This window comes from Plantibacter sp. MDV22-iso1 (genome assembly GCF_058408345.1).
This window is the reverse complement of sequence record NZ_JBZVDY010000001.1, coordinates 1,928,285-1,954,714: the sequence shown is the minus strand read 5'-3', so window position 1 is coordinate 1,954,714 and position 26,430 is coordinate 1,928,285. Positions and strand designations below refer to the sequence as shown.

Sequence of the window (26,430 nt, the reverse complement as noted above, 5' to 3'; positions counted from 1 at the left end):
TGGTCGCTCAGTGACCGGGTGGTCCGGTCCGTGACCCTGTCGCGTCCGGTCCCTGAGCCTGTCGAAGGGCGGTGGGAGTACTACTCCGAGACGGCGGAGAGTTCCTCGAACTCGTCGTCGGTGAGCTCGATCGTCGCGCCCTGCAGGTTGTCCTCGAGGTGCTCGATGCTCGACGTCCCCGGGATCGGGAGCATGACGGGCGAGCGCTTGAGCAGCCAGGCCAGCGCGAGCTGCGACGGGGTCGCGTCGTGTCGCTCGGCGAGCTGCGTGAGCGGGCCGTCCTCCTTGCTGAGCGCGCCGGTCGCGAGCGGGAACCACGGGATGAAGGCGACGCCGTGCTCCGTCGACCAGTCGAGGAGATCCTCCGAGGAGCGGTCGGTGAGGTTGTAGAGGTTCTGCACCGACGCGATCGGAGCGATCTGCTGGGCCGCCTCGACCTCGGCGACGCTCACCTGGCTGAGGCCGATGTGCCGGATCTTGCCCTCGTCCTGCAGCTTCCGAAGCTCGCCGATCTGGTCCTCGAACGGCACGGTCGGGTCGATCCGGTGCAACTGCAGCAGGTCGATGCGGTCGACGGCGAGACGGCGGAGACCGAGTTCGACCTGCTGGCGGAGGTAGGCGGGCACGCCGGTGGGCGTCCACTCGCCGGGACCCTGTCGCGTCTGGCCGACCTTCGTCGCGATCACGATGTCGTCGTAGGGGTGCAGGGCCTCGCGGAGGAGGGTGTCGGTGACGTCGGGGCCGTAGGCGTCGGCGCTGTCGAAGAAGTTCACGCCGAGCTCGGCGGCGCGCTTGATCAGGCGGATGGCGCCGTCGCGGTCGTCGGGCTCGCCCCAGACACCCTCGCCGGTCAGCTGCATCGTGCCGTAGCCGAGTCGGTTCACGGTGAGGTCGCCGCCGAGGGCGAAGGTGCCGGCGGCGGTTGCGGGGCGTGTGGTGGTGTCGGTCATGCGGGTGCTCCTTCGGAGAAATGCGGAATTCCAGCCAAGCACCGGCGGCTGGGAGGCGCACCCCCCTTGCGTTCGGTCCCCGACCCTGTCGACGGGGTCCCTGAGCTTGTCGACCGGCGATCATCGCCCGCGGGCTGTCAGGCCGCCGCGGCCTCGAGCGCGGCGCGGAAGGCGACGATCGCCGGGCGGGTGACGCCGGCCTCGCGCGCTGAGGTGAAGATGGTGCGTCGTGGGAGGTCGGGCAGGTCGACGAGGCGACAGCTGGCCGGCTCGCCCGCCCACTGGAGGTCGGGGATGAGGGCGACCGCGTTGCCGGACTCGATCAACCGGATCTGCGCCTGGAGGTCGGCGGTCTGGTAGCGGACGTCGGGCTCGAACCCCGCACGGCGACACAACTGCTCGGCGAAATGCCGTGACGCCGCTCCGTGCGGCTCCATCACCCAGGGGAGGTCGGCCGCATCCTCGATGCGCAGGACCGGGTGGATCTCGTTCGCGACCGGCGGGCACGCGAGTCGGATCGGGTCGGTGGCGAGCTGACGGCGGTCGAGCCCGGGGTGCCGCGGGGCGGCGTGGGCGGGGTACTGCTCCGCGACGACGACGTCGAAGTCGCGCGCCCAGGTCTCGGCCAGGGCGGTCTCCGGCTCGTGCTGCACCATCTCCACGCGGACGTCCGGGTGGTCGCGGCGCATGGCGCTGAGGGCCGCCGGCATGAGTGCGAGCGCCGCCGACTGGAAGACCGCGACGCGGATGGTGCCCGACACGGTCGTGAGGGACGCCCCGAGGTCGGCTTCGGCGCGCTCGAGCGTGTCGAGGAGCGCGTCCGTGTGCCCCACGAGGATCTCAGCCTGCGGGGTGAGCTGCACCCGTCGACCGACCTTCCGCAGGAGCTCGACACCGGTCTCCTGCTCGAGGACCGAGAGCTGCTGGGACACGGATGAGGGGCTGAAGTTGAGCGCGGAGGCGACCTCGGCGATCGTCCCGCGGATCTTGAGTTCGCGCAGCAGGCGGAGCCGTCGGACGTCAAGCACGGTGCCCTCCAAAACCATCGGCTCAACCGATGGATATCATTCGAAAACCTTCGCTGTATCTTATTGGTCCAGACGCCGATACTGGCACCATGACCGACACTCTTGCATCGACGCAGCAGCTCGACCGCGATGCCCTCGCCACCGAGGCCATCGCCCTCGTCCGCCGCTGGCTCCAGACGGCCTCGACGATCCCCGCCGACGCCTCCGCGCAGCAGCTCGCCGGTGTGTTGAAGGACCCGACCGGCCTCGAGTTCACGGTCGGCTTCGTCGACGGCGTCGTGCGTCCGGAGGACCTCCGCGTCGCGGCCCGCGCCCTGCAGACCATCGCCCCGAAGGTGCCCGCGTTCCTCCCTTGGTACTTGAAGGCAGCCGTCCGCTGCGGCGGTGCGTTCGCCCCGATCCTGCCCGGCGTCGTCATCCCGATCTCCCGCAAGGTGCTCCGCAACATGGTCGGCCACCTCGTCGTCGACGCCACCGACAAGAAGCTCGGCCCCGCGATCGCGAAGATCAAGACGCCCGGCACCCGCCTCAACGTCAACCTGCTCGGCGAGGCCGTCCTCGGTACGGGCGAGGCGGCACGTCGTCTCGAGGGCACCCACAAGCTGCTCGCCCGCCCCGACGTCGACTACGTGTCGATCAAGGTGTCGTCGACCGTCAGCCCCCACTCGGTCTGGGCGTTCGATGAAGCGGTCGAGCACGTCGTCACGAGCCTCACCCCGCTGTTCGAGCGTGCCGCCAAGGCGAGCCCTGCGAAGTTCATCAACCTCGACATGGAGGAGTACAAGGACCTCGACCTCACGATCGCGGTCTTCACCAAGCTCCTCGACCTCCCGCAGTTCCGCGACCTCGAGGCCGGCATCGTCCTGCAGGCCTACCTGCCCGACGCGCTCTCCGCGATGATCCGTCTCCAGGAGTGGTCGGCCGGTCGTCGTGCGGCGGGCGGCGCCGGCATCAAGGTGCGCATCGTGAAGGGCGCCAACCTCCCCATGGAGCAGGTCGAGTCGTCCCTCCACGACTGGCCGCTCGCCACCTGGTCCACCAAGCAGGACTCCGACACCAACTACAAGCGCGTCGTCGAGTACGCTCTGCACCCCGACCGCATCGACAACGTGCGCATCGGCGTCGCCGGCCACAACCTCTTCGACATCGCCTTCGCCTGGCTGCTCGCCAAGCAGCGGGGCGTCGAGCGCGGCGTCGAGTTCGAGATGCTGCTCGGCATGGCCCAGGGCCAGGCCGAGGCCGTGAAGCGCGACGTCGGCGAGCTCCTGCTCTACACGCCGGTCGTGCACCCGCAGGAGTTCGACGTCGCCATCGCGTACCTCATCCGCCGCCTGGAGGAGGGCGCGAGCCAGGACAACTTCATGTCCGCCGTGTTCGAGCTGAGTGAGAACGAGACCCTCTTCGCCCGTGAGCAGCAGCGGTTCCTCGCGTCGCTCGCGGAGCTCGACACCACCGTCCCCGCGCCGAACCGGCAGCAGGACCGCACGAAGGCCGCCGAGGCCTCGCCGGTGGACGCGTTCGAGAACACCCCCGACACCGACCCGTCGCTCCCCGCGAACCGCGTCTGGGGACGCGACATCCTCACTCGCGTCACCGAGTCGCGGCTCGGCAACGACACCGTCGCCGCGTCCATCCTCGACAGCGTCGAAGCCCTCGACGCCGTCATCGACGGGGCGACCGCAGCGGGCGCCTCGTGGGGGTCGCTCTCCGGCGCCGAGCGTGCGGTCATCCTGCACCGCGCCGGCGACGTCCTCGAGCAGCGTCGCGCCGACCTCATGGAGGTCATGGCGTCCGAGACCGGCAAGACCCTCGACCAGTCCGACCCCGAGGTGTCGGAGGCGATCGACTTCGCCCACTACTACGCCGAGCGCGCCCGCGAGCTCGATCACGTGGACGGCGCGACCTTCACCCCCGCGAAGCTCACCGTCGTCACCCCGCCGTGGAACTTCCCCGTCGCCATCCCCGCCGGCTCGACCCTCGCGGCGCTCGCCGCCGGTTCGCCCGTCATCATCAAGCCCGCCCGTCAGGCTCGCCGCAGCGGTGCCGTCATGATCGAGGCGCTGTGGGAGGCCGGTGTGCCGCGCGAGGTGCTCCGCTTCGCCCAGCTGGCCGACAACTCGCTCGGTGAGCGCCTGATCGCCCACCCGGCGGTGGAGCGCGTCATCCTCACCGGTGGCTACGAGACCGCGGAGCTGTTCCGCTCCTTCCGCCCCGAGTTGCCGCTCCTGGCCGAGACGTCGGGGAAGAACGCGATCATCGTCACCCCGAGCGCCGACCTCGACCTCGCGGTGAAGGACGTCGTCGCGTCGGCCTTCGGTCACGCCGGCCAGAAGTGCTCGGCCGCGTCACTCGTGATCCTCGTCGGTTCGGTCGCCTCCTCGCGCCGCTTCCGTCACCAGCTCGTCGACGCCGTCACGTCGCTGAAGGTCGGCTACCCGGTCGACCCGACCACGCAGATGGGCCCGATCATCGAGCCGGCGAAGGGCAAGCTGCTCGGCGGCCTGACGACGCTCGGCACCGGTGAGTCGTGGCTCGTCGAGCCGAAGCAGCTCGACGACAGCGGCAAGCTGTGGAGCCCAGGCGTCCGTGCGGGCGTCGCGCGCGGCTCCGAGTACCACCTCACCGAGTACTTCGGCCCGATCCTCGGGATCATGACGGCCGAGACCCTCGAGGAGGCCATCGCGATCCAGAACGAGATCGACTACGGCCTCACCGCCGGGCTGCACTCCCTGAACCCGGCCGAGCTGCGCCTGTGGCTCGACGGCATCCAGGCGGGCAACCTGTACGTGAACCGCGGGATCACCGGCGCGATCGTGCAGCGTCAGCCGTTCGGTGGTTGGAAGAAGTCCGCGGTCGGCGCGGGCACGAAGGCCGGTGGCCCGAACTACCTCATCGGCCTCGGCTCGTGGTCGAGCGCCGAGAGCACGGCTGAGCGCACCGTCGGTCGGTCGGCGGAGCGCCGTGGTCCGAAGCCCGCTGTCGCCTCGTTGCTGCGCGCCGCTGACGCGGTGCTCACCGCCGACGAGTTCGCGTTCCTGCGTCGGTCGGTCGCGAGCGACGCTGCCGCGTGGGCGGACGAGTTCGGGGTCGCGAAGGACGTCTCGAAGCTGACCGCCGAGCGCAACGTGTTCCGGTACGTGCCTCGTGAGGTTCACGTGCGTCTCGTCGACGGTGGTTCGGTCTCGGAGCTCCTCCGCGTCGTCGCCGCCGGTGCGACCGCAGGCGCGACCGTGCACGTGTCGTCTGCCGTCGCGCTGCCGCCGAAGCTCGTCCCGGCCGTCGAGGCCATCGCCGGTGGGATCACCGTCGAGAGCGAGGACCGCTGGTACGTGACCGCCGCCTCACTCGTCGGGACGAAGGCCGGCGCGCGCGTCCGGATCATCGGTGGGACGACCGAGGGTGTCGCCCACGCGACCTCCGGCAGCCCCGACGTCGCGATCTACGCGGGCGACGTCACCGAGGCCGGCCGCATCGAGCTGCTGCCGTTCCTCCAGGAGCAGGCGGTCTCGATCACGGCGCACCGCTTCGGCACGCCGAACCACCTCTCGGACGACCTCATCTGACCCGACCCGCTCGGTTCGCAACTCAGGAACGCCCCGGCGTGTCATCCCGACACACCGGGGCGTTCTGTATGCCACGCCGATGTCTTCCTGAGTTGTGAACCTGTCTCAGGAGAACCCCGGCGGGTCGAGTGGGTGCGGGGGCGACGCGCCGGAGCTTTCCTGAGCCGGGGACAGAGCCGGGGATCGGCCGAAGGGAGCGGTCGCTAGCGCAGGGTGCCGTGGACGGCGAACTCGTCGATGCGCGCGAGTTCGGCGTCGTCGAAGTCCAGGCGGTGGATCGCCGCGTAGTTGCCCTCGAGCTGCTCGACCGAGCTGGCACCGATGATCGCCGACGTAACCGTGTCGCGACGCAGCACCCACGAGAGCGCTAGCTGCGCGAGGGTCTGGCCGCGTTCCTCCGCAATGGACTGGAGGCCGCGGGCTCGCTCGAGGTAGGTGCCCGTGATCGACTCCTCGTTGAGGAAGTGGCTCGTCGCCGCACGCGAGTCCGACGGGACCGTTCCACCGAGGTAGCGATCGGTCAGCATGCCCTGCGCGAGGGGGCTGAACACGACGGCACCGAGACCGAGGTCATCGAGGGTGTCGAGCAGGCCGTCCTCGACCTCACGGGAGAACATCGAGTAGCGGGGCTGGTGCACGAGCAGCGGGACACCGTGCTCACGCAGCGCGGCCACCGCGGCGATGGTCTGCTCGGGGGAGTAGTTCGAGATACCGGCGTACAGCGCCTTGCCCTGCTCGACCGCCGTCGCGAGCGCACCCATCGTCTCCTCGATCGGGGTCTCCGGGTCGGGGCGGTGCGAGTAGAAGACGTCGACGTACTCGACACCGATACGGCCGAGGCTCTGGTCGAGCGACGACAGCATGGTCTTGCGCGAGCCCCACTCGCCGTAGGGGCCCTGCCACATGTAGTAGCCGGCCTTCGAGGTGATGATGATCTCGTCACGGTGGGCGGCGAGGTCCTCGGCGAAGATGCGGCCGAAGGCGGTCTCGGCGGAACCCGCGGGCGGGCCGTAGTTGTTGGCGAGGTCGAAGTGGGTGATCCCGAGGTCGAAGGCGCGGCGCACGATGGCCCGCTGCACCTCGATGCTGCGGCCTTCGCCGAAGTTGTGCCACAGACCGAGGGACAGCGCGGGGAGGCGCAGTCCGCTGCGGCCCACGCGGCGGTAGGTCATGTCGTCGTAACGGGTTTCGGCTGCTTCGTAGGGCATGGTCTGCGCTTTCATCATCGAATCGTCGTGGTGCCGGGAGCAAGCGTACCGTGATCGTTCACGGCCGAGCCGGTGCAGCGTCGAGTAGCGTGAGCACGTGTCGTCAACCGCCTTTCCGCCTGCTGGAGAGCCCATGCCGCACCCGCGCTCCGGGTGCGGCGTCGCGATCGTCCGCGAGGGTCGGATCCTCCTGCTCGAGCGCCTCCGCGAGCCCGAGGCCGGTTCCTGGGGCATCCCCGGCGGGAAGGTCGACTGGATGGAGCGCCTCGAGGACGCCGTCCACAGGGAGACCCTGGAAGAGACCGGGCTCGAGCTCGGCTCGATCGAGCTGTTGTGCGTCGTCGACCATTTCGAGCAGGCGCTGCACCAGCACTGGATCTCGCCGGTGTACCTCGCGGAGGACACCGTGGGCGAGCCCGAACTCCGAGAGCCGGAGAAGCACGGCGGTCTCCGGTGGTTCCCGCTCGACGCGTTGCCGGAACGGGTGACCGTGTCGACGGTGGCGGCGGTCGAGGCGATCGCGCGGTCTCGGGGATCCAGGCGCCCGGGCGGCGCCCACTCGTAGACTCGGGCGCGTGACCGATCATCCGTCGTCCGACGCCCGCAACGACTTCGTCACCTTCGACGCGCTCCGGGCGGAGGCCGTCGAGCAGCCGGTCCGACGCGGAGCGGGCGCGTGGGGGTTCTTCGGCACGGTCGCGATCGTGATCGGCGCCCTGTTGATCCCCGTCGCCCTCGTGAGCACTTGGGCGGACACGATGCTCCGCGACACCGACGTGTTCGTCGACACCCTCGCCCCACTGGCCACGGACCCGGCCGTCCAGGCCTTCGTCGGCGACCAGGCGCTCGCCGCGCTGGAGAGTCAGGTCGACCTCGATGCGGCGGCTGCGGTGCCGGCCGACCTCGCGGCGACCCTCTCGCTCCCGCCGGCGATCTCGGAGGTGCTGGGTGCGATCGGTGGCGACACCGCGGACGCGCTGCGCGAGGTCCTGCGCCGGAACGTCGCCGAGTTCGCGGCCTCGCCCGCGTTCGCCACCGCCTGGACCGAAGCCCTCCGGGTCACACATGAGCAGCTCGTCGCCGGGGTCTCCGGTTCCCAGGGGGCGGTCATCGACGTCTCGGCCGAGCAGGGCTTGGGCGTGCAGTTGGGGCCGATCGTCTCCGCGACTCGCTCCTGGCTCGTCGACGCGGGGTTCGGCTTCGCGGCCGCCATCCCGGACGTCGACCGCGTCGTCGACGTCGTCCCGGCGTCGCAGGTCGCGCCGGTACTCGGTGGGATCCAGCTGATCGAGACGGCGGCTGGTTGGTCGCCCTGGCTCGCGATCGGGCTCCTCGCACTCGGGGTGATCCTGCTCTGGCTGGGCCGCCGCAACCCGAGCCGGACCGTCGCCGGAGCGGCGATCGGTGTCCTCCTCGCAGCAGGCCTGACGCTCATCCTGCTCGGCGCTGCCCGACTCGCCCTCGTCTTCGCGGTGTCGGTCGCGATCCCCGGCGGCGTCGGGGACGCGGCGGCGTCGCTCCTGCTGGGCCCACCCACCGATGCGGCCTGGTCCGTACTGTGGGTGTCGCTCACCGTGGCGGTCCTCTCCTTCGTCAGCGCCGCGTTGCGGCTCCCCGAGCGCATCGCGCGGGGTGTCCGGGCGGCGCGGCGTCCGCTGGCGGGCACGAACGTCTAAGCGCCGGTGGCCGATCCGTCGGCATGGACGGCCCGGCTCGTCCGCGGTGCTGCGAGTCTGCGATGCCACGGCACCTCTACGAGCGTGTGGAGCAGCCAGGACGCGGCGAGGATCGAGCCGAACCAGACCAGGCTGATCGGGGCCCGGAGGAGGAACGGCATGCCGTCGACGGCGCTCGGCGGGATCGCCTTCGCCAGCAGGATGAGCACGAAGACGTGCACGAGGTACGTGGAGAACGAGAGCTGCCCCAGGATGCGCGCGGGGCGACTGCGCAGCACCGCGGTGGAGCGCGGGCTCGCGACCGCCAGGCCTCCGACGATGATCGCCGCGAAGGTGATCGCGGCCCAGGCTCGTGGTGCTCCGGGTTCGAGTGCGATCGCCGCCACCACCAGGCCGCTGGCGCCTCCTGCGGCGACCCACGCCGCTCGTCGGGTGACCGGGAGGGCTGCCGTCCACTCCGCCAGACAGATGCCGAGCGCGAAGCAGCACAGCACCCGGACGGCCGGGGTCGCCATGCCGTTCATGGCCGACGGGGCGATGGCGGCGGCGATCGTCGTCGTGGAGACGAGCCCGACCGAGAGGGCGATCACCGGGACCGGGCCGCGCATCCGGTCGCGGAGGACGAGGGCGAACACCGGGAACAGGATGAACGCGAGGAATTGGGCCGACAGCGACCAGGCGGGTGGGTTCCACCAGAGTGCGTCGCCGAACCATGCGCGGGTGAGGGTGAGTTCGGCGAGGAGGCCGATGGGCGGGAACGCCCCGTCGTCCGTTGAGACACCGACGATCGCCCCGCCGACGCAGAGCAGCACGAAGGCGAGGAGCACGGTCACGTGTGCCGGGTATATCCGCGCGAAGCGGTTCCGGAGGTAGCGACCGTAGATGGGCCAGGTCCAGCGCCGATCCTGGTAGGCCCGGGCGATCGTGTACCCGCTCAAGACGAAGAACACGTCGACGGCGAGTCCGGTGTGGGCCATCGGCGCGAGCCACGAGAGCTCGGGGAGCACGGAGAACAGCCAGTCCGCGGAGTGTGAGAACACCACCCACCAGGCGGCGACGGCGCGGGCACCGGCGAAGGCGGTGTGGTCGACGCGGGGTGCCGGTCGGCGGTCGCGTCGGGGGTTTCCGGTCGCGTGGTTCTCCGGTGACGGCATGGTGCTCCTGGATGATCGGACGGCGGTGGTCACGCCGGATCTCCACTCTAGGATGCTTCTGTACCTCATGGTTCTGTACTGTTTGGACTGTGGACAGGACATCACGAAGCGACGGAACAGCTCGGTGGCGGAGGACCGGAGCCGAACCCGGACCGGTCCCGGAACCCGAACCGACGGCCGTCGAGCCCGAACCCGATCCCGACCGTGAGGCCCCGTCGTCGCCACCCGAACCCGATCCCGCACCGTCGGCACCGACCGGGAACGCGGACACCCAGGCCGTCCCGCCCGTCGAGCTCGTCCTCGAAGGTCCCGGGATCGACCCGACCGGTGCCTCCGTCAGCACCGCCGCGGTCCTCGCCTGGTTCGCGGCCGTCCCGGCCGGTGGCACCGTGGTCGTCCGCGGCGGCGACGTCATCGCCGTGGACGCGACGATCAGGATCGACCGTCGCCTGCACCTCCGCGGGCGCGGCGAGCTCCGGTTCGTCGGATGTGTCGAGGCGGCCCCGGCGCTCAAGCTCATCGTGGCGGGCAGCTCGGTGATCGGCGTCCGGGTCAGCTACGCGGGCCCGACCGCATCGAGCACGGGTGAGCGCAACACCGGGATCAGCATCTGGGCGAGCGACGTCCTGATCGACGGCGTCACCGTCGACGGGTTCCAGAACGGCATCGCCGTGCAACCGTCAGGTGAGTTCGAGGGCGTCGTCATCTCGGGGTGCCATGTCCTGAACATCGTCGGCTCGGGCGGAGGGCGAGGCTCCGCCTCATCCGCGGGCGAGGATCGCGGCGACGGCATCACCGTCTGGGGTGCGCGTTCGGCGGTCGTCGGCAACATCGTCTCGGCCGCCCCCGGCACCGACGCACGGGTCGGCATCCACGCCGAGAACCTGCCCGACTTCGCGGTCGACCCCGGGTCCTGGGCCGACTCGATGGTCACGATCGAGGGCAACGTCGTCACCGGGCCGTTCCGCCGGTCCATCGCCGTGGAGGGGATGGCCCACACCGTCGTGACCGGTAACACCGTGTCCGACGCCACCTGGTGGGGACTCGCCGTCATCGACACCCGATCGGTCGCCCTGGTCGCGAACACGGTGCGCTGGACGCGGACGGCCGACGACGACCAGGGGTCCGCCTGGGGGCCGAAGCGCTGCCCGGTGATGATCTACCGCGATGCGCAGGGAACCGTGGTCTCCGGGAACGTCATCGAGATCCGCGGCGTCGCTGCTGCGGGCATCATGGCCCAGGCGGCGACACCCCCGGGCGGTTCGACCACCGTCATCGGCGCCGTCGACGCGCTCATCACTGACAACGTGGTCCGGATCGGCGGCGGCACCTGTCCGATCGGGATCGCGCTCGATCGGACCGGACAGCCCGTCGTCTCGGGTAACCGCGTCGCCGTCACGCTCGCATCGGGCTCGGTGGGCGGTGTCGTGTCGTACCTCGCCCAGGACGCGGTGGTCTCCGACAACTCCATCACCGGGGCCGCGACCTCCAACGGGTTCGGGGTGCTCCACCAGGGTGCCGGCTCGATCGTGGTCATGGGGAACCGCATCGACCGCGTCAGAGTCGCGGTCGCCGTGAACAACTGCGCCGGTGGCGCGACGATCATCGGCAACACCGGACGCGAGTGCGAGTACGGCCTCGACACCTTCGGAACGACCGGGCCATCCGTGGTCCAAGGCAACCGTTGGGAGTCGGACAACACGGCACACGCGAACGCGCAGCCGAACACGAGCTACCTCTCCACCCGGCACATGGGTCTCGCGCGGCCGTACGGTGGCCAGTCCGGCGACATCCTCGTCGGGAACGGAAGGCTGTGGGTGAACGATCAGGGCACCTGGCGGTCGGCCACCCTCGGCTGAACGCGCGTCAGGCAGGCCCCGATGATCGGGAGCCCGCCTGACGCGGGGTGGGAGCCGACTCAGCTGCGCGGGGCGTGTGCCGTGTCGGACCCGCTGGCGACGGCCGCCTCGTCGATCGCCGACTGCTCCTCGCCGCCGCGGAACTGCGTGCGGTAGAGCTCGGCGTACGCGCCGTCGACCTCGAGGAGCTGCGCGTGCGAGCCCTGCTCGACGATCCGTCCGTTCTCCATCACGAGGATCGTGTCCGCGTCGCGGATGGTCGACAAGCGGTGGGCGATGACGAAGGAGGTCCGGTCGGAGCGCAGTGCCGCCATCGCGTGCTGCACGAGCAGCTCCGTCCGCGTGTCGACGGAGGACGTCGCCTCGTCGAGGATGAGCAGCTTCGGCTTCGCGATGAACGCACGGGCGATCGTGATGAGCTGGCGTTCACCGGCCGAGACGCTGCCGCCGTCCGCGTCGAGGACGGTGTCGTAGCCGTCGGGCAGCTGGCGCACGAAGCGGTCGACCATCGTCGCCTCGGCGGCCTCGACGACCTCCGCGTCGCTCGCGTCGAGTCGGCCGTACCGGATGTTCTCGCGGATCGTCCCATCGAACAGCCAGGCGTCCTGCAGCACCATCCCGACCTGCGACCGCAGCTCGGCGCGCGTCAGGGCGGTGATGTCGACGCCGTCGAGCAGGATGCGACCGCCCGTGAGCTCGTAGAACCGCATGACGAGGTTCACGAGGGTCGTCTTCCCGGCCCCGGTCGGCCCGACGATCGCGACGGTCTGACCCGGCTGCGCGGAGAAGGAGAGGTCCTCGATGAGCGGCTTCTCGGGGTCGTAGCTGAAGGAGACGCCGTCGAACTCGACGTGGCCGTCGGTGTGCTCGGGCAGGTGTGCGTCCGCGGTCTCCGGGTCCTGTTCCTCGGCGTCGAGCAGCTCGAAGGTGCGCTCGGCGGACGCGACGCCCGACTGCAGCTGGTTCGCCATGCCGGCGATCTGGCTGAGCGGCTGCGAGAACTCACGCGAGTACTGGATGAACGCGGTCGCGTCGCCGAGGGTCATCTGGCCGGAGGCGACCCGGAGGCCGCCGACGACGGCGATGAGCACGTAGGACAGGTAGGAGACGAAGGTCATCGCCGGCATGATCATGCCGGACACGAACTGCGCGCCGAACGCCGCCCGGTAGAGCTTCTCGTTGCGCTCGTCGAACTCGGCGAGCATCTCCTTGTCGCGGCCGAAGACCCGCACGAGCTCGAGGCCTGAGAACGACTCCTCGATGTGCCCGTTGAGCGAGCCGGTGTTCTTCCACTGCGCGGTGAAGAGCTTCTGTGACCGCGAGCCGATGACCCCGGCGATCAGCGCGGACAGCGGCAGTGCGATCAGCGCGATGAGTGCGAGCTGCCACGACACGATGAACATCATCGCCGTGATGCCGAGCACCGTGAGGGCCGACTGCACGAGTTGCGAGAACGCCTGTTGGAGGGCGGTCTGGATGTTGTCGACGTCGTTCGTGACACGCGACATGAGGTCGCCGCGCTGACGGGTGTCGAAGTAGCTCAGTGGAAGGCGGTTGAGCTTGCGCTCGATGTCCCGCCGGAGGTTGTAGACCACGCGCATGACGAGCCCGTTGAGGATGTACCCCTGGGCCCAGTTGAGGATCGACGCGACGATGTACATGCCGAGCACGATGATGATCAGACGGCCCAGCAGGGTGAAGTCGATCCCCTGCCCCGGGGTGATGTCCGACTTCTCGAGCATGTCGGCGTACTGGTCGTTGCCGGATGCGCGTGCCTGGTCGACGACCTGATCGAGCGTCGCGCCGGCCGGGAGCTGCGACCCCATCACGCCGTTGAAGATCGCGTCCATCGCGAGACCGAGGATCTTCGGGGCGATGACCGTGAGCACGACCGAGAGCACGACGAGCCCGACGACGATGCTCATCTTGACCTTCTCGGGGGCGAGGAGGCCGACGAGTCGCTTCGCGGAGGGCCAGAACTGCTCGGCCTTCTTCGACGGGGTGCCGCCGAACATGTCGCCGTCGGACTCACCCGGGGTGAACTCCGGTGCGAGCGCCTCCTCCTCGACCGCGTTCAGCTCGGGAGCCTGAGCGGTGTCCTTCGAGGTGCCGGAGGAGCGCTTGTCACGTGGTGAACGGGCCATGGTCACGCCACCCCTTCCACAGCGAGCTGCGATTGGACGATCTCGCGATACGTCTCGTTGGAGTCCAGGAGTTCGTCGTGGGTGCCGCGGCCGACGATGCCGCCGTCGTTCATGACGATGATGTGGTCGGCCTCGCGGATCGTCGCGATGCGCTGCGCGACGATGATGACGGTCGCGTCGGCGGTGCTGTCGCCGAGGGCTGCGCGGAGTCGTGCGTCGGTGGCGACGTCGAGGGCCGAGAACGAGTCGTCGAAGAGGTAGACCAGGGGCTTCGCGACGAGGGCCCTGGCGATGCACAGACGTTGACGCTGGCCGCCGGAGACGTTCGTGCCGCCCTGGGCGACGCCGTCGTTCAGCATCTTCGGCTTCGCGCGGACGAAGTCCTCAGCCTGTGCGACGTCGAGGGCGCTCCACAGCTCGTCGTCGGTGGCGTCGGGACGTCCGAATCGGAGGTTCGAGGCGATCGTGCCCGAGAACAGGTACGGCTTCTGCGGCACGATGCCGACGACCCCGGCGATCTGCTGCCGGGTGAGCTGCGAGACGGGGACGCCGTCGATGGTGACGTGGCCCTGCTGCGGGTCGTAGAGGCGCGGGATGAGCGAGAGGAGCGTCGTCTTGCCGGAGCCGGTCGAGCCGACGATCGCGGTGGTCTTGCCGGGCTCCGCCGTGAACGTGACGTCCGACAGGACCGGTCGCTCCGCGCCGGGGTAGCCGAAGGTGACGCCGGTGAACTCGACCCGTCCGACCGACGGCACGCGGATGTCGGTGCTCGTCGGCACGGTGAGGCTCGGCTCGGTGTCGAGGACGCTCTGGATGCGCTCGGCGCACACGACCGCGCGAGGGATCATCATGACCATGAAGACGCCCATCATCACCGAGGTGAGGATCTGGAGCAGGTACTGGAGGAACGCGGTGAGGGAACCGACCTGCATCTGGCCGGCGTCGACCCGCTGGCCACCGAACCAGAGCACGGCAGCCGTCGCCAGGTGCAGGACCATCATGATGACCGGGAACATGAGGACGAAGATGTTGCCGACCTTGATCGACACGCGCGTGAGCGCCTCGTTCGCACGGTTGTACCGCTCCGACTCGAACGGCTCGCGGACGAACGCCCGGACGACGCGGATGCCGATGATCTGCTCGCGCAGCACACTGTTGATGCCGTCGATGCGGTCCTGCATCTGGCGGAACAGCGGCATGAGGAGGTAGACCAGGAACCCGACGATGATGAACAGCACCGGCACGGAGACCCACACCAGCCACGACAGCCCCGCGTCCTCGCGGAGCGCCATGATGATGCCGCCGACGCACATGATGGGTGCGGACACCATGAAGTTGAGGGTCATGAGGACGAGCATCTGGACCTGCTGGACGTCGTTCGTGCCGCGGGTGATGAGCGTCGCACTGCCGAAGCCGCCGATCTCGAGTGCGCCGAGCGAGTCGACCTTCCGGTAGAACTCCCGGCGCAGGTCGCGGCCGATGGCCATGGCGGTGCGGGCGCCGAAGTAGACCCCGCCGATGGCTGCGGCCACCTGGACGAGGCAGACGAGCAGCATCGTCATGCCGGTGGACCAGATGAAGTCCGTGTCGCCACGGGAGACGCCCTGGTCGATGATCTGGGCGTTGAGGCTGGGGAGGTAGAGGGCCGCGATCGTCGAGATGAGCTGCAGCACGAACACCGCGACGACCCAGGCCGCGTACGGCTTGGCGTGTCGGAGGGCGAGGGCGAGGAGGGCCACGTGAGGTCCTTTGTGGTTCATGTCCGCGGCGGAGCGGCCGTGCGGACGGAGGGGGCGGAACTGGGCTGGCGCGAGACCAGTGCCTCCGACGGCAGCGCGAACCGACGGAGACCATGAAGGACGTGCCCGAGTGACGATACTCCGAGCCGGTGACACGGTGGGGTCCCGGTTCGGAATCGTGATGATCACGTCGGCGCACGCGTCGCGCGTCGGCCCAGGCTAATATACCTGTCGTCCAGAACCCGAATCGTGCGGGCGACGTGGTCAGCCGACGCCCACGCTGATGGTGTGCCATCCCTCCGCGCCGTCGGGGACGACGTCGACGGGGGTCTCGCTCTGCGTCTTGCCCGCGGCGTCGGTCGCGCGGACGGCGATGGTGTGGTCACCGGCCGGGGCGTCCCACTGGAGGACCCACTGCACCCAGGTGTCGTCGGAGATGGCGGTCGCGAGCGTCGTGTCGAGCCAGTCGCCGTCGTCGATCCGGACCTGGACGCGGTTGACGCCCGTGTGCTGCGCCCAGGCGACGCCGGCGATCGCGACGTTCCCCGCCGCGACACGTCCACCGTCACGCGGCACGTCGATGCGTGACTCCGTCTTGATGGGCCCGCGCTCCGACCAGCCGCGGTCGGTCCAATAGGCCCGAGCGTCCGCGTAGCGGGTCACCTCCAGCTCGACGACCCACTTGGTGGCGGAGACGTACCCGTACAGCCCCGGGACGACCATGCGAACCGGGAAGCCGTGCTGCAGCGGGAGCGGTTGCCCGTTCATCCCGACGGCGAGGAGGCTGTCGCGGTCCTCGTCCTGCAGGACCTCGAGCGGGGTCCCGGCGGTGAACCCGTCGATGCTCCGCGACAGGACCATGTCGGCACCGGCCGTGGGTTTCGCGCGCGCCAGCAGCTCGCGGATCGGGTACCCGAGCCAGAGCGCGTTGCCGATGAGGTCGCCACCGACGGGGTTCGAGACGCAGGTCAGCGTGATGATCGACTCCTGCAGCGGGAGGGCGAGGAGTTCCTCGAACCCGATCTCGACCTCCTGCTCGACCATGCCGGTGATCTTGAGGCTCCAGGTCGAGGGGTCGATGTTCGGCACCTGGAGGGCGGTGTCGATCCGGTAGAAGGAGTCGTTCGCCGACACGACCGGCGTGAGCCCGTCGATGCCGAGTTCGGCTCCGGCCGGGACCGGCGGCGCGGCGACGGCGGCCGTCGGGAGCTTGAGCGCCTTCCGGATGCTCTCCACGGCGACCGCTCCGGCCGAGGCGACGCGTGCGCCGACCCCGACGACGAGGGCACCGACCGCGGTGCCGCCGAGCAGGACGAGGAACGAGCGTCGGGGGAGTTCGGCTCGGGAGGCCCCGACGACCGGCCGGGCCTCGTCCGCGACCGTCGCGTCGTCCCAGGTGCGGAGGCGGGTCACGAGCAATCGCAGCACCAGGATGCCGACCGCCGTGCCGACGACGCTCGGGAACGCCCAGTCGAGGCCCGCGTCGGCACGGGTGATCGCTGCGACGACCGCGACGACGCCGACGAGCGCGAGCGCGATACTCCCGACCGCCGGCCGACGCTCCTCGAGGACACCGATCCCGACGGCGAGGGCCGCGACCAGCACGCCGAGCACGATGAGCAGCACGAGCTTGTCGTCGGTGCCGAACAGGGCGATGACGAGGTCCTTCACCCAGCCGGGCACGAGGTCGATCACGAGGGAACCCACGGCGAGCAGGGGCGAGCTCGCGGGGGCGACGAACGCCGCGACGGCCTCGGCCGAGCCGAGGGTGGCGACGGCTGCGACGACGCCGGACGCACCGGCGAGCAGGGTGCGGCGGCGGGGCTCCATGTCCGTCATGCTACGCGCGCCCGCTGGGCGTTCCTCCCCGAAGCGGCTCTAGAGGGGCAAGTCGGCCGTCCATCCCCGTACCCTGGGGGGATGACCACAGTCGGGCTCGGAATCCCACGCATCGGGTCGCCGCTCAGGCACATCCCGGACGCTGCCGGGCGCCCCGACGTCGACGGCCTCATCGACCGGTTCGGCCGCGTGGCGCGCGACCTTCGGGTGTCGATCACGGAGAAGTGCTCCCTGCGCTGCACGTACTGCATGCCTGAGCAGGGGCTCCCGGCGATCGCCCGCGACGACCTCCTGACGCCGACCGAGATCGGTCGACTCGTCGAGATCGCCGTCCGCGACCTCGGCGTGCACGACATCCGGTTCACGGGCGGCGAGCCGCTCATGCGTCCCGACCTCGCGGAGATCATCGCCCGCAGCTCAGCTGTCGCCGGCGATGCGTCGATCTCCATGACGACGAACGGCATCGGGCTCGACAAGCGTGTCGACGAGCTCGTGGCCGCCGGGCTCACCCGCGTGAACATCTCCCTCGACACCGTCGACCGCGACCACTTCGCGCGGCTCACGCGTCGCGACCGCCTCCCCGCCGTCCTGGCCGGCATCGAAGCCGCCAAGCGCGCCGGGCTGACGCCGCTGAAGATCAACGCCGTCCTCATGCGCGACACACTGGACGGCGCGGTCGCCCTGCTCTCCTGGGCGATCGAGAACGGCTGCCGTCTCCGCTTCATCGAGCAGATGCCGCTCGACGCCGACGAGGCGTGGGTGCGGGAGAACATGGTCGACGCGGCTGAGTTGCTCGACGTCCTCGGCTCCCGGTTCACGCTCACCGCTCCGCACCGCGAGGACCCGTCCGCTCCCGCCGAGGAGTGGCTCGTCGACGGCGGCCCGGCGACGGTCGGCATCATCGCCTCGGTCACGCGCTCCTTCTGCGACGACTGCGACCGAACCCGGCTCACGGCCGAGGGGACGATCCGCTCCTGCCTCTTCGGCGACGACGAGACCGACCTCCGAGGCATGCTGCGTTCGGGTGTCGAGGACGTCGAGATCGCGGACCGCTGGCGCGCGGCGATGTGGCACAAGCAGGCCGGGCACCGGATCGCGTCGCCCGACTTCGTCCGTCCGGAGCGGAGCATGGGAGCGATCGGTGGCTGAGACGACGACGCTGCAGGTGCTCGTGCGCTACTTCGCCGCAGCCGAAGAGGCCGCAGGCGTGCCCGAGGAGTCCCTTCCCGCGGTCGCGACGGTGGGCGAACTGAAGTCCGTGCTGCTCGAGCGCTACGGTGACGCGATGGCCAAGGTGCTCGCTTCAGGCTCGTTCCTCGTCGACGGCGTCGTCAGTCGCGACGACGCCCGTCCGCTCGGCGCCCGGGTCGACGTCCTCCCGCCCTTCGCCGGCGGCTAGGACGCCGACGTCGCCGAGCGACCACGCTCGGCCAGGGCGCGGGTGGCGCGGTGTTGGAACCATCGAACGAGGTCCAGGATGCGATGGCGCCGTGCGTCCGATTCGTCCTCGTGCGACGCCCGGTAGCCGGGGATCGAATCGACCGGGTAGTCGTCGAGGTTCTCGCAGCGCATTGTCCAGTCGGGGAACCGCCGGTACTCGATCTCCTCCTCGACCAGGACCCGTAGCTCGCTGTGTCGGGTGTCCTCGTGCAACCGCTGCAGCACGTGGCGAACGACCGCAGGGGGCCCTTCGATCACCTGGAAGAAGTCGTCGCCTCGCACGGCGAGCATGCCGGTGAGGCCCGAGCGTCCATTGTTGTCACGGGACTGCCGGAGGATCGCTTCGAGTGCGGTCTGGGTCAGCGGCGCAGCGGACGTGCTCACGTAGGTCACGGAGAGGAACGCGGATTCGGGCTGCGTCATACTCCGTGACCTTACACGTCAGGTGTCGGATAGGTGCTCATCGCGAGGCCTGCCAAGCGCGACGGGCCACCCCGGCCGACCGGAACATCAGGATGAGCGAGGAGATCGCACCGACGACGGTCGCCAGGAACGCCACGAGTGCGAGCATCTGGAGGAGTTCGCCCACCGACGACGACCGGCCGACGTACGGCGGGATCTCGTCGGACACGGTGTTCCCGACGCCGAAGCCGGCGATGAACATGGCGATGAGACCGAGCCAGACGAGCATGGATCCGAGGGTCGCGACGTGGACCCAGTGCGTGCCGAGCCGCCCGCGCCATCCGAAGGAGGTGAACACCAGGATCGCCGTGAGACCGAGCAGGAACGCGATCGCGACTCCGACGAGGCCGACGGCCAGGGTGGTGGGCGTGAACACCCCGTAGATCGCCTCGAGGCCGTAGGAGTCGTCCGTCATCGCGAGCGGTGCCCAGATGAGTTCCTCGATGGGAGCGAGCACCAGCATCACCATCGCGGCGACCGCCCAGACGAGGACGGCGATGCGCCGCGCGCGGAGGTCAGGGTGCGCACCGGTCGTCGACATGGACTCCACGCTAGGCGCTCGGTGACGGTGCCGCACCGAGCAACGCCAGTCGCTTCGCCAGGTAGGGCGCGGTGCGGCTGTCGGGGTCTGCAGCGACAGCGTCCGGGGTGCCTGCGGCCACGATGCGTCCACCAGCGTCGCCACCGGACGGTCCGAGGTCGATCACCCAGTCGGCTGCCGCGACGACGTCCATCTCGTGCTCGACCACGACGACGGTGTCGCCGGAGTCGACGAGCGCGTTCAACTGCGCCAGCAGACGACGGACGTCGGCCGGGTGGAGGCCGGTCGTCGGCTCGTCGAGGAGGTAGAGGGTGTGACCGCGTCGCACCCGCTGGAGTTCCGTCGCGAGCTTGATGCGCTGCGCCTCACCGCCCGACAGCTCGGTGGCCGGCTGGCCGAGCCGCAGGTACCCCAGGCCGACCTCGAGCAGGGTGCGGAGGCTGCGCGCCGCCGCCGGAACGGCCGCGAGGAACTCGGCCGCCTGCTCGACGGTGAGTGCGAGGACGTCTGCGATCGACTTCCCGTCGTAGGTGACCTCGAGGGTCTCGGCGTTGTACCGGGCGCCGTTGCAGGTCGGGCACTTCCCGTAGCTGCCGGGCAGGAACAGCAGCTCGACCGACACGAATCCCTCACCGAGGCAGGTCTCGCAGCGACCTCCCGCGACGTTGAACGAGAACCGGCCGGCCGTGTACCCGCGCTCGCGGGCGAGGTCCGTGGCGGCGAACGCGGTGCGGACGGCGTCGAACAGCCCGGTGTAGGTTGCGAGGTTCGACCGCGGCGTTCGACCGATGGGCTTCTGGTCGACCCGGACGAGGCGGTCCACGTGCTCGAGGCCTCGCACCCGACGCACGGTGAGCGTGTCGGCGTGTCCGTCCGGCACCGTCGCCTCCGCCAGGCCGGAACCCTCGGTCGCATCGGTCTCGGTGGGCACCTCGTCGTCATCGTCTGCGGTGTCGTCCGTCGTCCGGCCGGCTGCCCGCAGGTGGTCGCGCACAACGTCGCGGAGGACGCGGCTCACGAGGGTCGATTTACCGGAACCCGAGACACCGGTGACGGCGACGAAGGTCCCGAGGGGGATCGAGGCGTCGACGCCGGCGAGGTTGTGGAGCGTGATGCCCTCGACCTCGAGCCAATCGCGCGTCTCACGGAGTGCTCGTCGCTCGGGAGCCGGACCGTGCTGTTCGGGGAAGAGGAACGGGCGGGTCGCCGAGGCCTGGACCTCGGCGAGACCCTCGACGGCCCCGCTGTAGAGCACGTCGCCGCCACCCTCGCCTGCACCGGGGCCGACGTCGACGATCCAGTCCGCGTTCCGGACGACGTCCATGTTGTGCTCGACGACGTAGACCGAGTTGCCCGAGCGCTTCAGCTGCTCCAGCACCTCGAGGAGGGGCTCCGCATCGGCCGGGTGCAGACCCGCTGACGGTTCGTCGAGGACGTAGACCACGCCGAAGAGCCCGGAGCGCAGCTGGGTCGCGAGCCGGAGCCGTTGCATCTCGCCGGGGGAGAGCGTCGTCGTCACACGCCCGAGCCCGAGGTAGCCGAGTCCGAGGTCGGTGAGCACGCGGATGCGCGCGAGGAGATCGGTCGTGATGGCGACGGCGACGTCGGTGCGCTCGCCGGAGAGCGTGGTCGGGAGTGCGGGCGCCGCGTCCTTCAGCTCAGTGGTGGGGCGGATGACCTCGGCGAGCTCCGTCATCGGCAGGGCGTTGAGCTCCGCGATCGTGCGGCCGGCGAAGGTGACCGCGAGCGCCTCACGGCGGAGTCCCGTGCCGTGGCAGAGCGGGCACGGACCCGAGCGCACGAATTGCAGCACCTTGTTCCGCATCATCTGGCTCTTCGAGTCGAAGAGGGTGTGGAAGACGTACTGCTTGGCGCTCCAGAACATCCCGTTGTACGGCTTGGCGACCCGGTCTCGTTGCGGCGTGATCTGCACGACCGGCTGCTCCTCGGTGAAGAGGATCCAGTCGCGGTCCTCCTGGTCGAGCTCCCGCCAGGGGCGGTCGACGTCGTATCCGAGGGCGATGGTGATGTCGCGGAGGTTCTTCGCCTGCCAGGCTCCCGGCCAGGCGGCGATCGCTCCCTCGCGGATGCTCAGCGACGGGTCGGGCACGAGGGAGTCCTCGGTGACCGTGTGTGCGACGCCGATGCCGTGGCACTCCGGGCAGGCGCCGACGGCGGTGTTGGGCGAGAAGGCGTCGGAGTCGAGTCGGGTCGTGAACCCCTCCGGGAACGTGCCGGCGCGCGAGAAGAGCATGCGGAGCGAGTTCGAGAGGGTCGTCACCGTGCCGACGCTGGAGCGCGAGCTGGGGGCGCCGCGTCGCTGCTGCAGGGCGACCGCCGGTGGCAGGCCGGAGATCGAGTCGACGTGCGGGTCGTGACCCTGCTGGATCAGTCGCCTGGCGTATGGGGCGACGGACTCGAGGTATCGTCGCTGCGCCTCGGTGAAGATGGTGCCGAACGCGAGCGACGACTTGCCCGAGCCGGAGACCCCGGTGAAGGCGACGATCGCATCGCGCGGCACGTCGACGTCCACGTTGCGGAGGTTGTTCTCGTTGGCTCCCCGGACGCGGACGAACGGGTCGGATGCTTCGGGGGCGTTTTCGGGCATCAGATCACCCTACGTCGCTCGCTGCCGTGATGCGGAGTGGTTGACGCGCCCCCACAGGTGTGCGGGCGGCGATCGACGTGCGCTCAGCCGACCAGGGTCGCGCGTGCGTCGGAGACCAACAGGTACAGGGCGCGACTCGAACCGGGAAATCGTTCGAAGCCGAATCGCTCGTAGAACGGGATGACGTCGTCGGTCAGGGCGTGGACCAGGATCGCTCGCATCCCGATGATCTCCGCCGCGCTGATCGCTTGAAGGACGGCATGCTGCAGGAGGGCGGTTCCGAGGCCGAGGCCGGTGAACTCCTGATCGATGGCGAGCCGGCCGATCAGGACGACGGGAATCGGATCGGGTGCCCGGTGCGCGAGCCGCTGCGGCGCATCTTCTCGAACGAGCGAACTCGCCGAGAGGCAGTAGTAACCCGCGACGCGACCCTCGGTCGTCACCGAGACCATCGTCTTCGACCCACCGCTGCGGTCGTTGTTCCGTGCGTATCCGCGGAGCCAGCTGTCGAGGACGTCGACGCAGCAGCGGAAGTCGGAGAGGACGTCTCCAGTAGCGAGCGGCCGTGGAGTCCGGAAGTCAGTCAACGAAGATCGTGGGTCGGTTCAGGAGGTCGCGGAGTCCGTCGATCGAACGCGCTGGGCGTTCCAGGATCGCTTCGAACTGTTCGAAGGCGGCCGCGTCCACGCGGATGTCGCGCTCACGGCGGATGACGTCAGCCGCCCGTTCCGTAGCGGCGGACGTGGTGAAATCGGTGATGGACCGACCTTCGATCGCTGCGGCGGCGGCGATCGCGTCCTTCTGTGCGCTGGTGACGCGGACCTCGATGCGCTTGTCTTTCAGTGGAGATGCCATGTCGTCATTGTACGGCAATCTTCCGTACGGAGTCGATGTCGGCGGTGGACGGCAGGATCGTCCTCATGACTCGTGAACGTTCCTGGCACGGCTGCGTCTTCATCGGGGTGAGCCTCGACGGGTTCATCGCGGGGCCCGACGGCGACCTCGGCTGGCTCACGGAGCTCGAGCCGCGGGAGCATGCCGCGGATGCGCCGGGGCGGCACCCGGCGCTCGACTGGGATTCGTTCTTCCCGACGATCGACACCCTCGTGATGGGACGTACCACCTACGACACTGTGCTCGGCTTCGGCGAGTGGCCGTTCGAGGGCAAGCGGGTCGTCGTGCTGAGCACCACGCTCGAGGCCGGGGACGACCGCATCACGGTCGCCGGGTCGCTCGACGAAGCGACCGCCCTGCTCGACGAGGCCGGGGCCGGCCGCGTCTACGTCGACGGAGGCAGGACCATCCAGGCGTTCCTCGGTGCGGGCCTCGTCGACGAGCTCACCGTGTCGGTCGCGCCGGTGCTCATCGGCTCGGGCGCCCGCCTCTTCGGCGACCTCGACGCCGACGTCCGCCTGCGGCTCCGCGGCACCCACGCGACGCCCGAGGACGGTCTCGTTCGCATCACTTACGACGTGCTGCCACGCTGACAGCTCGATTCGCCCCGAATCGTCGCCCACGCTTCGTGCGTGCGACCACTCGGGGCGAATCGAGGGCGGGCCGCTACAGGCCGACCCACTCCGTCTCGCCGTCGGCCAGGTGCTGGCGCTTCCAAATGGGGACGGTGCGCTTGATCTCCTCGACCAGACGCTCGCACGCGGCGAACGCCTCGGCCCGGTGCGCAGCGGCGACGGCGGCCACAAGGGCCAGGTCGCCGACGACGAGCGACCCGACGCGGTGCGCTGCCGCCACTCGGAGGCCGGTCTCCGCGGCGACCGTCCGGCAGCAGTCCTCGAGGAACCGTTGGGCGTCGGGGTGGGCGCGGTAGTCGAGGGCATCGACCGCCTCGCCGTGGTCGTGGTCGCGCACGATCCCTCGGAAGGCCACGAGTGCGCCGTTGGCGGGCGCCGCGACGAAGTCCTCGATCGCGTGCGCGTCGAGGGGCGACTCCGAGATGAGCGCGAGGACCTCGGGAACCGTCGACTCACTCATGCGCGCCACCTCCGGCGATCTGGGCGACGAGGTGATCGAGCAAGCCGTCGAGGACCGCGAGTCCGTCCTTCACGCCGCCGGTGGACCCCGGCAGGTTCACCACGACGGTGCCGCCGGAGACCCCCGCGAGCCCGCGACTGAGCGCCGCGGTCGGGGTCTTGGTCGACCCGAGGGTGCGGATCGCCTCCGAGATGCCGGGCAGTTCGCGGTCGAGGTGGGGCTGCGTCGCCTCCGGGGTGCGATCGCTCGGCGAGAGGCCGGTGCCGCCCGTCGTGATGAGCACCGCGGGCGCGGCGTCCAGGGCTGCCGTGATCGCGAGGTGCACGTCGGCGTCGGACACGACCGTCACCGCATCGACCGCGTAGTCGTGTTCGGACAGCCACGCGGAGATTCGGGGCCCCGTGAGGTCCTCGCGCGTGCCGGCCGCGCCGGCGGTCGACGCGACGATGACGGCCGCGGTTCGCGGACGGACCGTCCGCGTCACAGGTGCTTCGATCGGCTCCGACGCTTCCGGCGTCCAGTTCCCGCGCTTGCCGCCGGACTTCTCGAGCAGCCGGATGTCGCCGAGGACCGAGGCCGGGTCGACGGCCTTGACCATGTCGTGCAGCGTCAGGCCGGCGATCGACGCGGCCGTCAGGGCCTCCATCTCGACCCCGGTCTGGCCGGTGGTCTTCGCCGTCGCGGTGATGACGATCGAGTCCTCGGTGAAGGCGAAGTCGAGGCTCACCGACGACAGCGCGAGCTGGTGGCACAGCGGGATGAGCTCACTCGTCCGCTTGGCCCCCGCGATCCCCGCGATGCGCGCGGTCGCGATGACGTCCGCCTTCGGCAGACCGTCCGCCTGGACGAGTGCGATCACGTCCGGTCGGGTGGTGAACGTCGCCGTCGCCGTCGCGACCCGCTTCGTCGTGGCCTTGTCGCCGACATCGACCATGCGTGCGCGGCCGTCGTCGTCGAGATGTGTGAGCCCGGTCATAGTGCCCATGCTTCCACAGCGTCACCGGCGTCGAGCTCGAGGGTGTCCTCCGGGATCACGATCAGCACGTCGGACGCCGCGAGTCCGGCCACGAGGTGGGAGCCGGGACCTGCGACCGGTTCGACCCGGCCGTCGTCTCGTCGGCGTCCGCGGAGGAACTGACGCTTGCCGGGCACCGAACGCACGGCCACCGCGAGTTCGGCCGGCACACGCGACGCCTGCGGCAGCCCGGTGACCCGGCGGAGGACCGGAGCGACGAAGACCTCGAACGAGAGCTGGGTGCTCACCGGGTTGCCGGGGAACGCGATGATCGGGACACCCCGGTGGGCACCGAGCGCCTGCGGACCGCCTGGCTGCATCGCGACCGAGCCGATCCAGCCGCCCGACGGCCCGAGGACGTCACGGACGACCTCATGTTCTCCCATGGAGATCCCGCCGGAGGTGAGGATGAGATCGACCTCGCCGTGGAGGTCGTCGAGCAGCGCGAGCAGGACGTCGGCGTCGTCGACGACGCGCGCACGAGCGGCGACCTCGGCCCCGGCTGCGACGACGGCGGCCGCCAGGGCGGTCCCGTTGGAGTCGAAGGTCTGGCCGAGCGTCGGCGTCTCGCCGGGTTCGACGAGTTCGGCACCGGTCGTGACGATCGCGACCCGCACCCGCCGACGCACCTCGACGGTCGTGATGCCGGCCGCAGCCAACACGGCGAGGTGTCGTGAAGCGAGGCGGAGGCCGGCCGGCAGCAGCTCCTCACCGGCGCGGACGTCGCTCCCGCGCTCCCGGACGAACAGTCCCACCGGGCGCTCGCCGCCGTTGCGCGGACGACCGAGGACGACGGTCTCGACACCGTGGGAATCCGTCTCGACCTCGCTCTCCTCGACGGGCACGACGACGTCCGCACCCGGCGGAACGACCGCGCCCGTCATGATGCGCACCGAGGTCCCCGGCTCGAGCGGCGCCGGGTCGATCGGGCGCGCGGCGATCTCGCCCACCACTCGCAGTCGCGTCTCATCACCCGAGAGGTCTGCCGCCCGAACCGCGAAACCGTCCATCTGCGAGTTGCGGAACAGCGGCAGGTCGACCGGTGACGGCACCGCCACGGCCGTCACCCGAGCTGCGGCCTCGTCGATCGGCACGTGCTCGGCGCCGGTGTCGGTCACGTCGTCGAGGAGGGCTGCGACGTCGGAGGCGTGCTGCTCGACGGTCTTCCGACTCGTGGGCGGTGGCGTCGTCATGGTGGTTCCCGTCGGAGAGGTC

General features: G+C 70.1%; 22 protein-coding genes. 7 read left to right on the top strand and 15 right to left on the bottom strand.

What is annotated here, in order from left to right; genetic code table 11:
• Positions 1-80 precede the first annotated feature (80 nt).
• Entirely contained in the window at positions 81-950 is an 870-nt protein-coding gene (locus AC4PMY_RS09395; protein ID WP_064293953.1) for an aldo/keto reductase, read from the bottom strand.
• Positions 951-1,087: 137 nt separating this feature from the next.
• Positions 1,088-1,978: a LysR family transcriptional regulator gene (locus AC4PMY_RS09390; protein WP_071262156.1), complete on the bottom strand. Its 891-nt coding sequence runs from the start codon at positions 1,976-1,978 to the stop codon at positions 1,088-1,090.
• 89 nt (positions 1,979-2,067) lie between these two features.
• Here AC4PMY_RS09390 and AC4PMY_RS09385 point away from each other — a divergent pair, with 89 nt between their 5' ends.
• On the top strand, positions 2,068-5,541 hold the full coding sequence (locus AC4PMY_RS09385) for a bifunctional proline dehydrogenase/L-glutamate gamma-semialdehyde dehydrogenase (RefSeq protein WP_491622551.1): 3,474 nt from the start codon (positions 2,068-2,070) through the stop codon (positions 5,539-5,541).
• 203 nt (positions 5,542-5,744) lie between these two features.
• On the opposite strand, the gene AC4PMY_RS09380 is transcribed toward AC4PMY_RS09385, so the two are convergent.
• Complete coding sequence (locus AC4PMY_RS09380; protein ID WP_491622686.1) at positions 5,745-6,749, bottom strand: aldo/keto reductase; 1,005 nt, start codon at positions 6,747-6,749, stop codon at positions 5,745-5,747.
• 133 nt (positions 6,750-6,882) lie between these two features.
• Here AC4PMY_RS09380 and AC4PMY_RS09375 point away from each other — a divergent pair, with 133 nt between their 5' ends.
• Both AC4PMY_RS09375 and AC4PMY_RS09370 read left to right on the top strand, forming a co-directional pair.
• On the top strand, positions 6,883-7,314 hold the full coding sequence (locus tag AC4PMY_RS09375; RefSeq protein ID WP_491622550.1) for an NUDIX hydrolase: 432 nt from the start codon (positions 6,883-6,885) through the stop codon (positions 7,312-7,314).
• Between the two features lie 10 nt (positions 7,315-7,324).
• The gene (locus tag AC4PMY_RS09370; RefSeq protein WP_491622549.1) at positions 7,325-8,425 is read left to right on the top strand and encodes a hypothetical protein; all 1,101 of its coding nucleotides are present in this window, start codon (positions 7,325-7,327) and stop codon (positions 8,423-8,425) included.
• On the opposite strand, the gene AC4PMY_RS09365 is transcribed toward AC4PMY_RS09370, so the two are convergent.
• Positions 8,422-9,579, bottom strand: a complete 1,158-nt coding sequence (locus AC4PMY_RS09365; protein WP_491622548.1) for an acyltransferase family protein — start codon at positions 9,577-9,579, stop codon at positions 8,422-8,424. The two genes, AC4PMY_RS09370 and AC4PMY_RS09365, sit on opposite strands and share 4 nt — an antisense overlap.
• 89 nt (positions 9,580-9,668) lie before the next feature.
• On the opposite strand from AC4PMY_RS09365, the gene AC4PMY_RS09360 reads away from it, so the two are divergent.
• Complete coding sequence (locus tag AC4PMY_RS09360) at positions 9,669-11,438, top strand: hypothetical protein (RefSeq protein ID WP_491622547.1); 1,770 nt, start codon at positions 9,669-9,671, stop codon at positions 11,436-11,438.
• A 59-nt stretch (positions 11,439-11,497) separates the two neighbouring features.
• Here AC4PMY_RS09360 and AC4PMY_RS09355 read toward each other — a convergent pair whose 3' ends face one another.
• The 3 genes from AC4PMY_RS09355 to AC4PMY_RS09345 all read right to left on the bottom strand — a co-directional run bounded on the left by AC4PMY_RS09355 (position 11,498) and on the right by AC4PMY_RS09345 (position 17,151).
• A complete protein-coding gene (locus AC4PMY_RS09355; protein WP_369808439.1) occupies positions 11,498-13,582 on the bottom strand; it encodes an ABC transporter ATP-binding protein in 2,085 nt (694 codons plus the stop codon).
• Positions 13,583-13,584: 2 nt separating this feature from the next.
• Positions 13,585-15,321 (bottom strand): ABC transporter ATP-binding protein, encoded by a 1,737-nt coding sequence (locus AC4PMY_RS09350; protein WP_064293947.1) that lies wholly within the window; start codon positions 15,319-15,321, stop codon positions 13,585-13,587.
• A 264-nt stretch (positions 15,322-15,585) separates the two neighbouring features.
• Positions 15,586-17,151, bottom strand: coding sequence for a molybdopterin-dependent oxidoreductase (locus AC4PMY_RS09345; RefSeq protein WP_491622546.1), 1,566 nt, complete (start codon positions 17,149-17,151; stop codon positions 15,586-15,588).
• A gap of 90 nt (positions 17,152-17,241) precedes the next feature.
• Here AC4PMY_RS09345 and moaA point away from each other — a divergent pair, with 90 nt between their 5' ends.
• Complete coding sequence (gene moaA / locus AC4PMY_RS09340) at positions 17,242-18,309, top strand: GTP 3',8-cyclase MoaA (protein WP_064293946.1); 1,068 nt, start codon at positions 17,242-17,244, stop codon at positions 18,307-18,309.
• Positions 18,302-18,559, top strand: a complete 258-nt coding sequence (locus tag AC4PMY_RS09335; RefSeq protein WP_064293945.1) for a MoaD/ThiS family protein — start codon at positions 18,302-18,304, stop codon at positions 18,557-18,559. The genes moaA and AC4PMY_RS09335 overlap by 8 nt, the downstream gene beginning before the upstream one ends.
• Here the strand turns inward: AC4PMY_RS09335 and AC4PMY_RS09330 are convergent.
• The 5 genes from AC4PMY_RS09330 to AC4PMY_RS09310 all read right to left on the bottom strand — a co-directional run bounded on the left by AC4PMY_RS09330 (position 18,556) and on the right by AC4PMY_RS09310 (position 23,066).
• Positions 18,556-19,023, bottom strand: a complete 468-nt coding sequence (locus AC4PMY_RS09330) for a BLUF domain-containing protein (protein WP_194642995.1) — start codon at positions 19,021-19,023, stop codon at positions 18,556-18,558. The two genes, AC4PMY_RS09335 and AC4PMY_RS09330, sit on opposite strands and share 4 nt — an antisense overlap.
• A gap of 37 nt (positions 19,024-19,060) precedes the next feature.
• Positions 19,061-19,603 carry a hypothetical protein gene (locus AC4PMY_RS09325; RefSeq protein ID WP_157583284.1) on the bottom strand — a complete coding sequence of 181 codons (543 nt, stop codon included), beginning with the start codon at positions 19,601-19,603 and terminating at the stop codon, positions 19,061-19,063.
• Positions 19,604-19,613: 10 nt separating this feature from the next.
• Entirely contained in the window at positions 19,614-22,211 is a 2,598-nt protein-coding gene (locus tag AC4PMY_RS09320) for an excinuclease ABC subunit UvrA (RefSeq protein ID WP_491622545.1), read from the bottom strand.
• Positions 22,212-22,294: 83 nt separating this feature from the next.
• Positions 22,295-22,798, bottom strand: a complete 504-nt coding sequence (locus AC4PMY_RS09315) for a GNAT family N-acetyltransferase (protein WP_491622544.1) — start codon at positions 22,796-22,798, stop codon at positions 22,295-22,297.
• Complete coding sequence (locus tag AC4PMY_RS09310; RefSeq protein ID WP_064293940.1) at positions 22,791-23,066, bottom strand: type II toxin-antitoxin system TacA family antitoxin; 276 nt, start codon at positions 23,064-23,066, stop codon at positions 22,791-22,793. The genes AC4PMY_RS09315 and AC4PMY_RS09310 overlap by 8 nt, the downstream gene beginning before the upstream one ends.
• A 65-nt stretch (positions 23,067-23,131) precedes the next feature.
• Here AC4PMY_RS09310 and AC4PMY_RS09305 point away from each other — a divergent pair, with 65 nt between their 5' ends.
• Positions 23,132-23,698, top strand: a complete 567-nt coding sequence (locus AC4PMY_RS09305; RefSeq protein WP_491622543.1) for a dihydrofolate reductase family protein — start codon at positions 23,132-23,134, stop codon at positions 23,696-23,698.
• Positions 23,699-23,771: 73 nt separating this feature from the next.
• Here the strand turns inward: AC4PMY_RS09305 and AC4PMY_RS09300 are convergent, their stop codons facing one another.
• The 3 genes from AC4PMY_RS09300 to AC4PMY_RS09290 are packed head-to-tail and all read right to left on the bottom strand — an operon-like array spanning position 23,772 to position 26,408.
• Complete coding sequence (locus tag AC4PMY_RS09300; protein ID WP_056011786.1) at positions 23,772-24,200, bottom strand: molybdenum cofactor biosynthesis protein MoaE; 429 nt, start codon at positions 24,198-24,200, stop codon at positions 23,772-23,774.
• Positions 24,193-25,176 carry a bifunctional molybdenum cofactor biosynthesis protein MoaC/MoaB gene (gene moaCB / locus AC4PMY_RS09295; protein WP_491622542.1) on the bottom strand — a complete coding sequence of 328 codons (984 nt, stop codon included), beginning with the start codon at positions 25,174-25,176 and terminating at the stop codon, positions 24,193-24,195. Before moaCB ends, AC4PMY_RS09300 begins: the two co-directional genes overlap by 8 nt.
• Complete coding sequence (locus AC4PMY_RS09290; protein WP_491622541.1) at positions 25,173-26,408, bottom strand: molybdopterin molybdotransferase MoeA; 1,236 nt, start codon at positions 26,406-26,408, stop codon at positions 25,173-25,175. The genes moaCB and AC4PMY_RS09290 overlap by 4 nt, the downstream gene beginning before the upstream one ends.
• Positions 26,409-26,430: the final 22 nt, after the last annotated feature.